Origin of the sequence: Microbispora cellulosiformans (assembly GCF_008728085.1) — a bacterium.
In the GTDB taxonomy this organism is placed as follows: Bacteria; Actinomycetota; Actinomycetes; order Streptosporangiales; family Streptosporangiaceae; genus Microbispora; species Microbispora amethystogenes.
The window spans coordinates 92,802-108,046 of record NZ_VYTZ01000016.1; the positions used below are offsets into that span (position 1 = coordinate 92,802).

Sequence of the window (15,245 nt, forward strand, 5' to 3'; positions counted from 1 at the left end):
TCCACCGCGGCGGCCGGACCGAATATGCTGCAGGTCCGTTCGCTTTGCACGTCACCGAGAGGATTCGGTCCCCATGTACAAGGAGTTCCTCGGCGAGGTCGTGGTGTGGCTGATCCCCATCGTCATCCTCGTCGGCATCGCGCTGCTGGTGACCAGCCACGGCTGACGCCGCGTCGTGAGGGCCGGGCCGCCGAGGCCCGGCTTTCGCCTTGTCCCGCGCTCGAACCCCCATGCTCGAACCCGCAACACCCGGCAAATCCGGCCATACCCATATCCTCGGGCCCATCAGGACAAAAGTCTCACTCGCCTGCAATATTGATCAATTACCACGCAGCGTGTGATACTTCCCCGATGACGTGATCGTCAGGTGGGAGTCAGCCGGATGTCCATTGATGTCGCTTCGACGCCGATCCGTAACGCCAGTGTCCTTCCCTTCTATCGGTTCCTCGCGAAGCACCCGCGCGACCCGGTCTCGGCCTTCGAAGAGGTCGGCAGGCAGGCCGGAGGCAGGCTCGTCCGGCTGAACATGGGGCCGTTCCGGCCCTACCTGGTGACCCATCCCGACCACGTGCAGCACGTCCTGCGGGCCAACCAGCCCAACTACGTGCGGGAGGGCATGTTCTGGGACCCGCTGATCCCGTTGCTGGGCGAGGGCATCCTGTCCGACGGGGAGACCTGGCAGGAGAGCCGCCGGGTCCTGCAGCCGCTCTTCACCGCGAAGTACATCGAGTCGCTGGCCGACCGCATGGCCGACATCCTCACCGAGCAGATCGACGCGACCGTGCGTCCCGGCGAGCCCTTCGACGTCGTGAACGGAATCTCGGCCATCGTCCACCCGACGATCGTCCGGCTCTTCTTCGGCGACCGGATCTCCAAGGACGACATCGACCGTCTCATCCCCGCGTACGAGGTGTCGGTGACGGCCACGTGGCCGCGCCTGCTGATGCCGTTCGTGCCGGCCTCGGTGCCGCTGCCCGGTGACCGGGCCTTCCGCCGGTCGATCGAGACGATCAACAGGGTCGTGTATCCGCGGGTCCACGAGGCCCGTCGTACGGCGGGGGAGGGCAGGGACGTCGTGTCGGCGATCTGCCGCGCCCGCGCCGAGGACCACGGCGAGGAGGGGGACCGGCGGATCAGGGACGACATGGTCAGCATGCACGGCGCCTCGACCGAGACCTCGGCGACCGCGCTGACCTGGGTGTGGGTCGCCCTCGACCAGCACCCCGACCTCGCGGAGAAGATCTACGCGGAGCTCGACGAAGTGATCGGGTCCGAGCCGGTACGGCCGTCCCATCTGCCCGATCTGCGCTATCTGAAGATGTTCCTTTCCGAACTGGTGCGCCTGTATCCACCGGGCTGGATCCTGCCGCGGAAGGCGGTCAAGGACGACGAGATCGACGGAGTCAGGATCAAGGCCGGATCCACGGTGATGATCAGCCCGTACCTGACCCACCGGCTCGGCGCGTTCTGGGACCGGCCCGCCGAGTTCGACCCCGAGCGTTTCGGGCCGGACCAGGACCGGCGGCACCGGTGGGCCTACTTCCCCTTCGGGGGCGGCCCCCACAAGTGCCTCGGGCAGCACCTGTTCATGATGGAGGCGCAGCTTCTCATGGCGAGCCTGCTGAGCCGCTTCCGCCCGGTGCTCAGCGCGTCCAGGCCGGTCAGGCCGAGACTCGCCTCGTCTCTGCGGCCCAACCAGAAGGTGGAGCTCACGCTGGTCGAGCGTGCGCGGGCATGATCGCCGGGCACGTCACATCTGAAGAGACGGTGGACGAGGCGGCTCTCGCCGCGGATCTGGGCCGTACCTGCGCGCTCGCCGTGCGGTGCCAGCGGGACCTGCAGGACTGCGCCGGCCGGTACGGCGACCTGTTTCCCGCGCGCCCGTTCGATTCCGCGTTCTTCGCGGCGCTGTCGATGGTCACCGCGTTCGGCTCGCCCTGGGCGTCGCCGGAGGAGCTGCGGGCCTGTGGCCGCGCGTCCTTGTGGATCTTCGCGGTCGACCGCCTCGTGGACCAGGTCGCGGGCTCGACGGCGGAGGCGGAGGCGCTGGTCGCGCGGTGCCTGGCGGCCGCCGGCGACGACACGGCGAGAGATCCGGCAGGCGACGGGACGAGGGCCGCGGCGGCGGGAGACGCGCCCCCCGTGGCGCGCTTCCTCACCGACCTGCGGGACGAGCTGACGGCGGCGCCGGCGTTCACGGCCCTGCGACCGGTCTGGCTCGACCGGCTCGAACGGACGTTGCGCGCGATGATCCGGGAGTGGCGCTGGAAGGAGGCCGGCGCGCCCGTACCGCTCGACGTCTACCTCGACGGCGCGGACGGCTGCGGGTCCTCCTTCGTCAACGTGTCGCACTGGATCAGGACGGGCGACCCCTGGACGCTCGGCCATCTCGACGACCTCCTCGTGGTGAGCGACGAGGCGCAGCGCTACCTGCGCCTGCTCAACGACCTGGCCACCCGGGACCGGGAGCGCGGCCAGGGCGACGCCAACGCGCTCGCCTTCGGCGCCGGCGCCGCGGAGGTGATCACGCGGATGAACGAGATCCGCGACCGCTGCCGGGTCCTTCTCGGGCCCGTGCGGGCGGGCGGCCCGCGTGCCGCGGCCTACCTCGAACGGCAGATCGGTTTCAACACCGGCTTCTATGGACTCGTGGACTACTGGGGCGAGCTTGAACGTGTGTGATTTCTCCCCGGACCAGCCCCTTCAGGGGCCGTCGGATGTGGTCTCGGCCTCCGGCGAATTGATGAGAGACATGATGTCCCGGCCATGGGGGCAGGTGTCGCCCTCCGTCTACGAGACCGGACGGCTGGTCACCCTCGCCCCCTGGCTCCTCGGTCACGAGGACCGGGTGGCGTACCTCGTCGCGACGCAGCGGCCCGACGGGGCGTGGGGCGTGCCCGACGGCTATGGGCTGGTTCCGACCCTCAGCGCCACCGAGGCGCTGCTGTCGGTCCTCATCCGGGGCGACCAGGTCGGCGACCGGGAGGTCCTGATCGGCGCGGTCAGGCGCGGCCTGCGGGTGGTGTCCGGATGGCTGTCGGAGACGGCGGTCTCCGCGCTGCCCGACACCCCCGCCATCGAGGTCATCGTGCCGGCGCTGGTGTCCCTCATCAACGCGCACCTTGACGGCCTGGGCGAATGCGAGATCGGCTACCTGCCGATCCCCGAGGGGATGAGCGAGGGCCCGCTCACCCGGATCCGGCAGCACCTGGAGTCGGGCGCCGCCCTGCCGGGAAAGCTTCTGCACGCGCTGGAGGTGGCCGGTCAGGCAGCGGCCAGCGCCCCTGCCGTGAACCCGACCTCCATCGGGACGGTCGGGGCGTCGCCCGCGGCGACCGCGGCCTGGCTGAGCGGCTCCGCCCTGTCCGACCCCGGGCACCACGCCCGGCGCTACCTGGAGGCGGTGGCGCTGCGGCACGGCGGCCCGGTCCCGGTGGGGCTTCCGATCACCGTTTTCGAACGCGGCTGGGTGTTGAGCTGGCTGGCCCGCGCGGGCATCCCGTTCGACGTGCCGCCGGAGATGCTCGCCGACCTGCGCGCGGCGATCGGCCCCGAGGGCACGCCCGCGGGCGCGGGACTGCCGCCGGACGCCGACACCACCTCGGTCGCGCTCTACGCGCTGGCTCTGCTCGGCATGCCGTGCGAACCGGACAGTCTGTGGGCCTTCGAGACGCCGACGCACTTCTGCACCTGGCAGGGTGAGGAAGGCTCCTCGGTCAGTGTGAACGCTCACGTGCTGGACGCCTTCGGCCAGTACGCCATGGCCCGGCCGGAGCAGGCACATCACTACGCCGCGGTGCTGGGCAGGCTCGCCGCCTGGCTGCGCGAGCGGCAGCGGCCGGACGGGAGCTGGGACGACCGCTGGCACGCCTCGCCCTACTACGCGACGGTTTCCTGCGCGCTCGCGCTGCACGAGTTCGGCGGCGCCGAGTCCACTGTCGCGGTGCGGTCGGCCGTGCGGTGGGTGGTGACGACCCAGCGAGAAGACGGTTCCTGGGGCCGATGGGGTGGCACGGCAGAGGAGACGGCGTATGCCATGCAACTCCTGCTCATGACGGGCCACGGGCCCGGAGACGAGCCCCGGGAGGAAGCGGTGCGGCGAGGGTACCGCTATCTCCTGGCGTCGGCCGACCCGGTGGACGGGCCGGCCCTGTGGCATGACAAGGACCTCTATCTGCCCCTGGCGATCGTCAGGGCCGCGGTGCTCGCCGCCCTGCACCTCGCCCAGTCGAGTGGGCTTGTCGTCCAACAAGCCGGACAACTATGATCACCTGGGCTAATATCAAATATGCGGAATTTTGACGCGTCCCTGATGGATCTCATGGGTTGAGCGCATTTCCGGCCTTTTGCTAGGGTTACGCGAGGTGCGGCGCGGACTTTCGCCGGGCACGGGCTGCCTCAGACGGCGGGCAATTGTTAATGGCCGGTAAACGCGCTGTTAGGGCGTTCTGACTTCACTGGGTGGTATGTCTATGCGCTTCCGGAATTCGCGTGTGCGAACCAAGGTCGCGGCCCTGCTGGTGTCACTGACGGCCCTGTGGGCGTTCGCGGCCTGGGTCACCGTCCAGGACGGTGTCAACCTCATCTGGGCCACCACCATCGACAGTGGGGTCGCCCAGCCGAGCGAGCCCCTGGTACTGGAACTGCAGCGCGAGCGCCGGCTCTCGGTGACGCGTGCCGCCGACCCCACCCGTGTGCTGCGTAAGGATCTGCAGGACCAGCGCGCCCGCACCGACGCCGCGACGGCCGTTTTCCGGGAGTCGGCCACCAGCGACAAGGTCGCCTTCGCGGCCGACGACGGGCTCGCGGCGCACCTGCGGGACACGCTGCGGAAGCTGGACAGCCTGAACGCGACCCGCTCGGCCGTCGACGCCGGGCAACTGGACCGCGTCCGCACCGAGGCCGCCTACAGCGTCGTCCTGGACGCCTTCGACGCGATGTACCGCGCGGTCGCCACGCTCGACGACGCCACGCTCGCCAAGGACGGCCGCACGCTGACCGCCCTGAGCCGGGCGCGTGAGCTGCTCTCCCGGGAGGACGCGGTGATCGCCGGCGTCTTCGCGGCTGGACGGTTCACCGAGCAGGACCACCGTCAGTTCGCCCAGATGGTCGGGGTGGCCCGGTTCGAGCTCGAACGAGCCGCGGACGACCTGCCGGAGTCGGACCGTCCGGCGATGGAGAAGTGGAAGAAGTCGCCGCCGGTGACCACTCTTCGCGCCCTGGAAGATCAGCTTTCGCTCGGCAGGCAGGCCGGCCGTCCGCCGGCCGTCATGGAGAGCCAGTGGCGCGGCGCCGCGGAGGCGTCGATGGCCGGCCTCCAGAAGGTGGTCATCGACGCCGGTGACTCGCTGGTCGAACGGGCGATCCCGGTCGCCGTGGCGGTCATCGCCCGGCTTCTGCTGGCCGGCGTGCTCGGCCTGGCGGCGGTCGTCGCGTCGATCATCCTGTCGGTCACGACGGCCAGGGCGCTGGTCCGTCAGCTTGAGAAGCTGCGGGAGGCCGCGCTCGAGCTGGCCAACGAACGGCTGCCCGGAGTGGTCGCCCGCCTCGCGCAGGGTGAGAAGGTGGACGTCCAGGCGGAGGTGCCGCCGCTGAACTTCGGCCTGGACGTCATCGGCCAGGTGGGCGCGGCGTTCAACACCGTGCAGGAGACCGCGATCCGCACCGCGGTCGAGGAGGCGCAGCTCAGGCAGAGCATCCGCGACATCCTGCTGAGCCTCGCCCGGCGGACGCAGTCGCTGGTCCACCGCCAGCTGACCCTGCTCGATGTCATGGAGCGGCGCGAGTCGGACCCGGCGGAGCTGAAGGACCTGTTCCGCATCGACCACCTCGCCACCCGCATGCGGCGCAACGCCGAGAACCTCATCGTCCTGTCCGGGGCGTCCCCCGCCCGCGCCTGGCGGCGCTCGGTGCCCATGGTCGACGTCGTACGCGGCGCGCTGGCCGAGGTGGAGGACTACACCCGGGTCACCGTGCTGCCGATGGGGCAGACCGCGCTCAACGGGCGCGCGGTCGGCGACGTCATCCACCTGCTCGCCGAGCTGATCGAGAACGCGGTGTCGTTCTCCCCGCCGTACACGATGGTGCAGGTGGGCGGTCAGGTGGTGGCCAGCGGGTACGCCCTCGAAATCGAGGACCGGGGTCTCGGGATGAGCCCCGACGACCTTGAGACGGCCAACCAGCGGATCGCCGATCCGCCTGAGTTCAACCTGTCGAGCACCGCCCGGCTCGGCCTTTACGTGGTCAGCCGTCTCGCCGAGCGGCACGGCATCAGGGTGTCGCTCAAGGCGTCGCCGTACGGCGGCACGACCGCGGTCGTCCTGCTGCCGCGCGAGCTCGTCATGGAGAACGGTGACGAACATCCCGAGCAGGAGACCCGTCCCCGTCTCGACCGACGGGAACGCGGGGCGCGCGAGATCGCGCTGGTGGGCGCGCCCGACGCGGACCCGCTACCAGTCCAGGAGGTGGTTCCCGTGCCCAGGGCAGCAGAGACGCCCAGGCCCGCGCCGATCGCCGCCGAGCCGGCCGCCGGGCCCGAGCCGCCGGCCGCGTTCACCCCGTCCGGGCTGCCGTTCCGGGTGCCCCAGGCGAGCCTCGCTCCGGCGCTCGCCGAGGAGCCGAAGGGCGGCGCGGAGCCGGAGGACGAGGAGGACCGCTCGCCGGAGGACATCCGCAAGATCATGGGCTCGTTCCAGTCGGGGACCAGGCGCGGCAGATCCGAGGCCGCCAAGCTGCTAGGTGAAGGGGAGGACAACCTGTGACACAGAAGACCGGGGCGTCCGCGGACCTCGCGTGGCTGCTCGACGACCTTGTCGCGCGGGTCCGCGAAGTCGAGCACGGCATCGTGTTGTCCACGGACGGTCTGCTGCTGGCGACATCCCAGGGCCTGCGCCTGGAGGACGCCGAGCATCTCTCCGCCGTCGCGTCCGGGCTGCAGAGCCTCGCCCGCGGCGTCGGCGAGCGCTTCAAGGGCGGGCAGGTGCGGCAGACCATCGTGGAGATGAAGTCCGCCTTCCTGATGGTGACGGTGGCGGGGCAGGGCGCCTGCCTGGCCGTGCTCTGCACGGGCGACGCCGACGTGGGCCTGGTGGCGTACGAGATGGCGATGCTGGTCGCGCGGGTCGGGCAGTACCTGACCTCGCCCGCGCGGACCACGATCGACCGGGCCACGGGCAGGGAGGTCCGCCTGTGAACCCTGAGTGGAGCCCGGACGAGGAACGCTTACTCGACGCGCCGACGATCCGGCCGTACGTCATCGCGCGCGGCCGTACGGAGGCGCAGGACCGCTTCGATCTCATCTCGCTGGCGGTGACGATCCGCCCCACCACCGGGGCGGAGATCGGGCTCGACCCCGAGCACCAGGCGATCGTGCGGCTGTGCCGCAGGGCGCTGTCGGTGGCGGAGATCGCCGCCCACCTGGACCTGCCGGCCGGGATCGTCCGGGTCCTCCTCGGCGACCTGTTCGACCGCGGATTCGTGGCCGTGCAGCAGCCCCAACCGGAGATGGACGTGCTCGACGAGCGGATGTACAAGGCGGTGCTCGATGGTCTCCGGGCACTCTGACACCCTGAAGATGCCCAAGGCGATCAAACTGCTGATCGCCGGCGGCTTCGGGGTCGGCAAGACGACGATGGTCGGCGCGGTCTCGGAGATCCGGCCCCTGCGCACCGAGGAGACGCTGACGAACCTCAGCGTCGGCGTCGACGACCTGTCCGGGGTCGAGGCGAAGGCGACCACCACCGTGGCCATGGACTTCGGCCGCATCAGCATCGGGCAGGACTTCGTCCTCTATCTCTTCGGCACCCCGGGCCAGGAGCGTTTCTGGTTCGTCTGGGACGAGCTCGCCCGGGGAGCGCTCGGCGCGGTGGTGCTGGCCGACACCCGCAGGCTGGCCGACTGCTTCCCCTCCGTCGACTACTTCGAGCGGCGCGGCACCCCCTTCGTCGTCGCGGTGAACTGCTTCGAGGGCGCACCGGTCTTCGAACTGGACGAGGTCAAGCTCGCGCTCAACCTCGGCCAGGACGTGCCGATCCTGCTGTGCGACGCGCGCAGGCGGGAGTCGGGCAAGGAGGTTCTGATCGCGCTCGTCAAGCACGCGTACGGCCGGCGGCCGACCGCCGCCGCCCACTGACGCGTCCCACGTTCTCCGGAGGCCGTGTCACCACACGGCCTCCTTCCGTTTTCAAGTCACTTGCGATGTTCATGGAGTTAAGTCGGTTTCATTCCTTTAAATCCCTTTTGTGATTAGAGCGGCGGGCATGCCTTTCTTTCGTCTCCGGCGGCGCGTAACAGCTGCACAACAGCCGTTGATATGAGCGTGAGCCCGCTGTAACCTCTGCCCCATCGCAGAAACTATCGGTCTGAATTCCGAAAGTTTCGGTTGGAATCCAGAAGGGAAACCGCCGTGAATTCGAGTCGTCGGAGTGTGGCGCTGCTTGCGGCGTCCGCGCTTGTCCTCGGGGGATGCAGTAGTACCGGGAACGATGCCGGCGAGAGCAAGAGCTCAGCCGGCGGCAAGGTGACGGTCGAGTGGTGGAACATCTGGACCACCGAGCCCTTGAAGAGCTACGGCGCTCAGGCGATCAAGGATTTCCAGGCCAAGCACCCGAACATCACCATCAAGAGCGTTCCCTATGAGAACGAGGCGTTCAAGGCGAAGCTGACGACGCTCACGCAGTCCGGCAAGGCGCCGGACGTCTTCCAGACCTGGGGTGGCGGCGTGCTCGGCCAGCAGGTCGACGCGGGCCTGGTCAAGGACCTCTCCGGCGACGCCGGTTCCTGGATCGGCACGTTCACCGACGCGGCGCTGTCGGCGTACCAGATCGAGGGCAAGACGTACGCGATCCCGGACGACATCGGCATGGTGGGCTTCTGGTACAACAAGGCCCTGTTCAAGAAGGCCGGGATCGCCGAGCCCCCGAGCACCTGGTCGCAGCTCATCGACGACGTCAAGAAGCTCAAGTCGGCCGGCGTCACTCCGATCGCCCTCGGTGGCAAGGACAAGTGGCCTGGCCACTACTACTGGGCGTACCTCGCCATGCGGATCGGCGGCCTCGACGCGCTGAAGCAGGCGGGTGAGAGCAAGGACTTCACGGGCGCCCCCTTCGTGCAGGCGGGGCAGAAGCTCAAGGAGCTCGCCGACCTGCAGCCGTTCCAGAAGGGCTTCCTCGGCGCGACGTACGGCGACCCGGGCGGCCAGGCCGCGACCATGGGCGACGGCAAGGCCGCCATGGAGCTGATGGGCCAGTGGGCGCCCGCGGTCGAGAAGGACGCCGGCAAGGGACTCGGCGACGACCTCGGCTTCTTCCCGTTCCCGGCCGTCGACGGCGGCGCCGGCGCGGTCACCGACGCCTTCGGCGGCGGTGGCGGCTTCGCGATCGGCTCCGAGGCGCCGCCCGAGGCGATCGAGTGGGTGAAGTTCCTCACCGAGAGCACCGAGCACCGCAAGGCCGTCGCGACAGGGGGTGTGCTCCCGGTGCTGAAGGGCGAGGAGGACGCGGTCACCGACCCGAACCTGAGCGTGGTCGCCAAGAACCTCGCCGGGGCCACCGGGTTCCAGCTCTACCTCGACCAGGCGTACCCGCCGGCCGTCGGCCAGGAGGTCAACGACAGTGTGGCCCAGCTGATCGGCGGAACCAAGACGCCGGAGCAGGTGGCGCAGGCCATCACGGAAACGGCGAAGTCGGAGTAACTGCCGCGTGAAGACGACGAGACCCCGGAGCCACCGGCTCCGGGGGTTCACCACGATTCTCCTGTTCCTGCTGCCCGCGCTCGTGCTCTTCTTCGGGCTCGTGGTGGCGCCGATCCTGCTGGCCTTCTACGCGAGCGTCTTCAAGTGGAACGGCATGCGCGGCCTGCCCACCGACTTCGTCGGGCTGGCGAACTTCACCCGCCTGCTGGCGGACGAGGTCTTCCTGGGCGACCTCTGGCGCGGCCTGTTGCTGATCATCCTGTCGCTGGTGGTGCAGCTTCCCCTCTCGCTGGGCATCGCCATGCTGCTCAACCAGAGGATCCACGGCCGGGCCTTCTTCCGCCTGCTGTTCTTCGCCCCGTACATGCTGTCCGAGGCGATCACCGCGGTCCTGTTCATGATGATCCTGTCGCCGACGGACGGCCTGGCCAACGTCGTCCTGGGCTGGTTCGGGGTCGACCCCCTGGACTGGTTCGCCGACCCGTCGTCGGTGATGATGTCGGTGTTCATCGTCATGACCTGGAAGTACTTCGGCTTCCACATGATCTTGTACATCGCCGGGCGCCAGGGCATCCCGCGGGAGCTCACCGAGGCCGCCCAGATCGACGGCGCGACCGGCTGGAAGGTCTTCCGCTACGTCACGCTGCCGCTGCTCGGCCCCACCATCCGCATCAGCGTGTTCCTGTCGGTCATCGGTGCGATCCAGCTGTTCGACCTGGTCTGGATCATCACCGGCGGAGGCCCGTCGCACTCCTCCGAGACCATGGCCGTGACGATGTTCCAGTTCGGTTTCAAGCGCTTCCAGGTCGGCTACGCGAGTGCGATCAGCGTGGTGATGTTCTTCATCAGCCTCGTGTTCGCGCTCTTCTACCAGAGATACGTCATGCGGCGTGACCTCCAAGGAGCCTCCACCGTGCTGCGAGAACAGCGATGAGCACCAGCCGCCACAAGCAGTCGCCGACGTCGGGCGGTCCCCTGCGCAGCCTGTCCCTGCACACGATCGTCGTGATCACGGCGCTGTTCGTCGCCGTTCCCCTGGTGTACGCCGTGCTCGGCGGCTTCAAGACCACCCGGCAGCTCTCCAGCAACCCGATCGGCCTGCCCGACCCCTGGATGCCGGAGAACTACGGGGGCATCCTCGCCTCGGGGTCGTTCTGGCACATGCTCTGGAACAGCACCTACATCGCGGTGCTGACCACGCTGGTGGTCGTCGCGGTGTCGGCGCTGGCGGCCTTCGTGTTCGCCCGGTTCGCCTTCCGGGGCCGCGAGGCGCTTTTCACGATGTTCGCCGCCGGGCTCATGTTCCCGTTCGCGGTGGCGATCCTGCCGTTGTTCGTGCTGCTGCGGATGTTCGGGCTGCTCGACAACCCGCTCGGCGTGATCCTTCCGCAGGCGGCCTTCGGCATGCCCATGACGATCATCATCCTGCGCGGCTTCTTCCGGGCCATCCCGGGAGAGATCGAGGAGGCGGCGATCCTCGACGGGTGCACCCCGTTCGGCTTCTTCTGGCGGATCCTGCTGCCGATGGCCCGGCCCGCGATCGCCACGGTCTCCGTGCTGGCCGTCGTCAGCAGCTGGAACCAGTTCATGCTGCCGCTCGTGGTGTTCAGCGACGACGGCCTGTTCACGATCCCGCTGGGCGTCCAGCAGTTCCAGGGCCAGTACGCGACGGACGTCGCCCGGGTCATGGCCTACATCGTGGTGGCGATGCTGCCCGCCCTCGGTTTCTACGCCGTGGCCGAGCGTCAGCTCGTCAGCGGCCTCACCGCGGGGGCCGTCAAGGGCTGATCCGCGTGTACAGCCGTACGGTGTAGCCGAGCACCCGGAAGGCCCGCTCCTTCCGGTAGTCCTTCCGCAGCAGGTCGCGCTTGGCCGTGTCCCGCGCGGACGCCAGGTCGGCGGGCGCGGGATGCGGACGGCTCACCACCCACACCCGGGGCGCCGCGCCCAGCGCGGCGGCGAGGTTCTCCGCGGGCAGCTCCCGCCCGGCCAGCGTGCCCGACTCCGCGCCGCCGGCCCTGAGCGCCGCGTCGCGGACCCCGTGGAACGAGGCGGGGTACGCCTCGGCGACCAGGCGGCGGATCGATGGCAGGAAGAGCACGGCGTCTCCGGGCCGCCGTCCCGGCCCGACGACCCGGGCGACGGCGGCCGGGTCGTCCGGACGACTGTCGATCCGCCGTACGGCGGCCTGGTCAGGCAGGGACGCCACCAGCAGCAATACAGGCAGCGCCAGCGCGACGGCCGCGCGCGGTCCGCCCCGCCACCAGCCCGCCGACAGTTCGGGGGATCGGCCTGGTGATCCGCTCGGGGTCTGGCTCCGGGTTTCGCCCGTGGTTTCGCTCGGCGACCGGCCGGGTGACCGTTCCGGCGCCGGTCCCGGCACGAGCCGTACGGCCCGGGCCAGTCCCGCCCCCGTCAGGAGCGCGAGCCCCGCCATCGAGAACAGGACGTAGCGGTCCTGGTAGAAGGGGTGGACCTGCGAGACGGCGATCAGCAGGGCGGGTGGCAGCACGGCGAGCGGCACGGCCACCGCCAGGGGCCCCACCCCCTCCGCGCGCCGGTCGCTCACCCGCAGCGTCAGTCCCAGCAGGACGAGCACGACGGTCGCCGCGAGCGAGAGACCGGACCCGGCGAACCGCTCCACGAGAGCGCGCACCTCGGGCCAGCCGGGCCGCTCCAGCCATGACACCTGGTCGCGCTGCCCGAACGCGATCCGCGCGAGTGGCAGGACGGCGAGCAGGGCGCACGTGCTCGCTCCGGCCCACCGGAGCGGCACACTCCACCGCTGCGGCGGGCCGGGGACACCGGCCTCCGCGGTCGTCCCCGCGTCTCTCGCGGTCCGCCTGCGGGCGACGACCAGGACCGTGGCCGCGTGTGCCACGAGCGCCAGGGCGGCGAAGAGGTTGAGCAGGCACGCCACCGCCACCGCCACGGCGTACCAGATCCATCTCCTCGTGCGTGCCGGGTCCTCCAGCGCCCGCGTGAGCAGCCGCGTGGCCTCCACCACCGCCGCTCCGACCAGCGCGTACGACCGTCCCTCCTGGCCGTAGGCGACGACGACGGGGGCCGTGCCGTACACGAGACCGGCGTACAGGCCGGCCGGGCCGGAGACCAGCCGCCGTCCGATCGCCGCGACACCGGCCGCCGCGGCGGCCGTGGCGACGACGGAGGGGATCCGGATCGCGACCTCCGCCGGGACGGCGTCGCCCACGAGCCGGAGAAGAGGATGGATCAGCAGGTAGTAGCAGCCGTGCACCGCGTCGACGTTCCCCAGCGTGCGCCAGAGGCCGGGCAGCGGCCTTCCCGCGACGACGTACGTCGTCGCCTCGTCCTGCCACATCGATCCACGCCTGATGCCCCAAAGGCAGGCGAGCAGCGCGGCCAGGGCCGGGACGGCCGGCACGGCCGCGTCGCGAGCGCTCCGCCCGGGGCGGGCGCCGGCGTGGTGCCTGATCCTCACACGTCCTCCGTGTCCTGCGGGTGTCCTCTGGCTCGTTCGCGTCCCACCCGATGCCCCGCCGGGCAACAGGAAGGAGAACGGGGCCTAAGGTGAACCGAACGTGAGGAGAACTCGTAGGGAGAGATCGATGGCGGAGTCCGTCGTCGTCCGCACCGCGACGGAGGGGGACGTTCCCGGACTGCGCGCCGTCGCGGACCACTTCCGGCTTCTCGGCCGGTGGCCGGAGAGGCCGGACTTCCTGGACGCGGAGCGCGACTTCGGCACCGTGGTCGTCGCCGAGGTGGACGGCACGATCGCGGGTTTCGGCGCGACCCTGCCCCGGGGGAGGATCACGCACCTCGGAGACCTGTTCGTCCTGCCGGACCATCAGTCGTCGGGAGCGGGCCGGATGATCCTGTCGCGGCTGCTACCGTCCGATGCCCCCATGATGACCTTCGCCTCGGCCGACCTGAGGGCGCTCGCCCTGTACGTCCGGCGCGGTATGCGGCCCCGATGCCCCCTGCTCTACCTCAGCCGCCCGCCGCAGAGCGCACGCCCGGCCGAGAGCGCACGCGCGCCACAGAGCGCACCCTCGGCACAGAGCGCACGCCCGGCCGAGAGCGGTCACGTGGCTGCGAGCGGTCGCGCGGCCGAGAGTGGCCGGGTGGCACGGGCGAGGAACGAGGCTCTCGCGGGGGTGGCCCATGCGCGTCCGGAGAGCGACCCGCTCACGCCGGGGGCCCGCGACGTGGACGCGGCGGTGGCTCTGGACGCCCGGATCTCGGGCGGGGAGCGGACCGCGACCCTCGGCTGGTTCGCGGGCCTGCCCGGCGTGACGGTGCGGGCCGCGGCCTCGGGGTACGCGTTCGTGCGGGTGGCCGGTGACTCGGCCGTCATCGGGCCCGCCGGGGGTGACACCCCGCAGGCCTGCGTCGAGGCGGTACTGGAGGCGGCCGACGCCTGCTCGGGCGCGGGCTCCGTCGAGATCGCGGTGCCGGGCACACACCCGCTGCTGCCCCTGCTGCTCGACGCCGGATGGCGCATCGACGATATGGACACGCTGATGACCAGCGAGGACCTCCTCCGGCTCGACTGCTACATCCCCCACCCCGACCTCGGGTGACGACCTGGGCGGGTGGGGGTGCTTCCCGTCCCCGGCCAGGGGGACACCGGGGACGGGACGACAGAGGCGGCACCCGTGAACGCGCGACGTCCGGTGCACCGGGCTGAACCTGCCGCCGCATCGGGCTGAACCTGCCGGCGCGCCGGGGCCGGGCCCGCCGGCGCACGGTCGCGCCGGACGGTCGGCATGCCCTATGGGATCTTCCGCAGATAGCGGGCCGAGGCCCAGCCGGGGATGCCGTCGGCGGTGTCCACGGCCACCCAGCCGTGGCCGGCGGTGCAGGCCCCGGCGATGTTGCCCTGCGCCGGGCGGATCTTCCCGACGGGGACGTGGCCGAGTCCCGCGCCCTCGCGGACGTTGAGGTAACCGCCCTTGTGCACGTGTCTCAGGCGGTAGGCGCACGACAGCGAGGGCCGGCCGCTGAGATCGAGCCTGTGCAGGTAGCGGGCGGAGGCGAAGCCCGACGCGCCGTCGGCAGCCCGCACCGCGATCCAGCCGTGGTTGGCGGCACAGGAACCGGCGAAGCCGCCGTCGGACACCCGCAGCCTGCCGACGGGGGCGTGACGGCGCCCCGCGCCCCCGCGTACGTGGAGGAAGCCTCCCGCGCTCACGCCCCGGAGACGGTAGGCGCACACGCGCCCGGGGGCCTGCTCGATCTGGCGCGTGACCTCCTGGCGCGTGACCTCCTGGCGTGTGCCCTCCCGGTGGGAGCCGGAGGTCCCGGGTCGCTCGGGTGGGCGGCCCGCCTCCCGGTGCGGCACGGCGGCCGCGGGTCCGCCCGGCACGGGCGGGCGGACGGCGGCCGCGGGTCCGCCGGGTGCTAGCGGGCGGGTCGCCGCGAAGCCGTACGCGGGAAGGCTGAGCCATCCCGCCGAGGCCCACACCGCCAGCGCGGGAACGACGCTCCTGGCCACTCTCACGGTCTCTCCCTTCGGGTCGGCATCGCCCGACGCCCGGCGGGGGGACCCAGGCCTGCTCCACTCACCCGAAGT

At 70.8% G+C, this 15,245-nt stretch carries 13 protein-coding genes; 11 read left to right on the forward strand and 2 right to left on the reverse strand.

Annotation, left to right across the window (positions count from 1 at the left end):
• Nucleotides 1-382: 382 nt before the first annotated feature.
• The 10 genes from F5972_RS31555 to F5972_RS31600 all read left to right on the forward strand — a co-directional run bounded on the left by F5972_RS31555 (nt 383) and on the right by F5972_RS31600 (nt 11,479).
• Nucleotides 383-1,738 carry a cytochrome P450 gene (locus F5972_RS31555; protein WP_150938858.1) on the forward strand — a complete coding sequence of 452 codons (1,356 nt, stop codon included), beginning with the start codon at nt 383-385 and terminating at the stop codon, nt 1,736-1,738.
• On the forward strand, nt 1,735-2,682 hold the full coding sequence (locus F5972_RS31560) for a terpene synthase family protein (RefSeq protein WP_150938859.1): 948 nt from the start codon (nt 1,735-1,737) through the stop codon (nt 2,680-2,682). The genes F5972_RS31555 and F5972_RS31560 overlap by 4 nt, the downstream gene beginning before the upstream one ends.
• Nucleotides 2,683-2,752: 70 nt before the next feature.
• On the forward strand, nt 2,753-4,267 hold the full coding sequence (locus F5972_RS31565) for a prenyltransferase/squalene oxidase repeat-containing protein (protein ID WP_225312064.1): 1,515 nt from the start codon (nt 2,753-2,755) through the stop codon (nt 4,265-4,267).
• A 226-nt stretch (nt 4,268-4,493) separates the two neighbouring features.
• A complete protein-coding gene (locus F5972_RS31570) occupies nt 4,494-6,761 on the forward strand; it encodes a sensor histidine kinase (protein WP_225312065.1) in 2,268 nt (755 codons plus the stop codon).
• Nucleotides 6,758-7,192, forward strand: a complete 435-nt coding sequence (locus F5972_RS31575) for a roadblock/LC7 domain-containing protein (RefSeq protein ID WP_117409735.1) — start codon at nt 6,758-6,760, stop codon at nt 7,190-7,192. The genes F5972_RS31570 and F5972_RS31575 overlap by 4 nt, the downstream gene beginning before the upstream one ends.
• On the forward strand, nt 7,189-7,563 hold the full coding sequence (locus F5972_RS31580; protein ID WP_150938864.1) for a DUF742 domain-containing protein: 375 nt from the start codon (nt 7,189-7,191) through the stop codon (nt 7,561-7,563). The genes F5972_RS31575 and F5972_RS31580 overlap by 4 nt, the downstream gene beginning before the upstream one ends.
• Nucleotides 7,544-8,131 carry a GTP-binding protein gene (locus F5972_RS31585; RefSeq protein ID WP_150938866.1) on the forward strand — a complete coding sequence of 196 codons (588 nt, stop codon included), beginning with the start codon at nt 7,544-7,546 and terminating at the stop codon, nt 8,129-8,131. The genes F5972_RS31580 and F5972_RS31585 overlap by 20 nt, the downstream gene beginning before the upstream one ends.
• A 387-nt stretch (nt 8,132-8,518) precedes the next feature.
• Nucleotides 8,519-9,691, forward strand: a complete 1,173-nt coding sequence (locus tag F5972_RS31590; protein ID WP_225312066.1) for an extracellular solute-binding protein — start codon at nt 8,519-8,521, stop codon at nt 9,689-9,691.
• A gap of 7 nt (nt 9,692-9,698) precedes the next feature.
• A complete protein-coding gene (locus tag F5972_RS31595; RefSeq protein WP_150938871.1) occupies nt 9,699-10,625 on the forward strand; it encodes a carbohydrate ABC transporter permease in 927 nt (308 codons plus the stop codon).
• Nucleotides 10,622-11,479, forward strand: coding sequence for a carbohydrate ABC transporter permease (locus F5972_RS31600; protein WP_150938872.1), 858 nt, complete (start codon nt 10,622-10,624; stop codon nt 11,477-11,479). The genes F5972_RS31595 and F5972_RS31600 overlap by 4 nt, the downstream gene beginning before the upstream one ends.
• Here the strand turns inward: F5972_RS31600 and F5972_RS31605 are convergent.
• Nucleotides 11,469-13,151 (reverse strand): glycosyltransferase family 39 protein, encoded by a 1,683-nt coding sequence (locus F5972_RS31605; RefSeq protein WP_150938874.1) that lies wholly within the window; start codon nt 13,149-13,151, stop codon nt 11,469-11,471. The two genes, F5972_RS31600 and F5972_RS31605, sit on opposite strands and share 11 nt — an antisense overlap.
• Nucleotides 13,152-13,278: 127 nt before the next feature.
• Here F5972_RS31605 and F5972_RS31610 point away from each other — a divergent pair, with 127 nt between their 5' ends.
• Nucleotides 13,279-14,253, forward strand: coding sequence for a GNAT family N-acetyltransferase (locus F5972_RS31610; protein WP_150938876.1), 975 nt, complete (start codon nt 13,279-13,281; stop codon nt 14,251-14,253).
• A 191-nt stretch (nt 14,254-14,444) separates the two neighbouring features.
• On the opposite strand, the gene F5972_RS31615 is transcribed toward F5972_RS31610, so the two are convergent.
• Nucleotides 14,445-15,173, reverse strand: a complete 729-nt coding sequence (locus F5972_RS31615; RefSeq protein ID WP_150938878.1) for an SH3 domain-containing protein — start codon at nt 15,171-15,173, stop codon at nt 14,445-14,447.
• Nucleotides 15,174-15,245 lie beyond the last annotated feature (72 nt).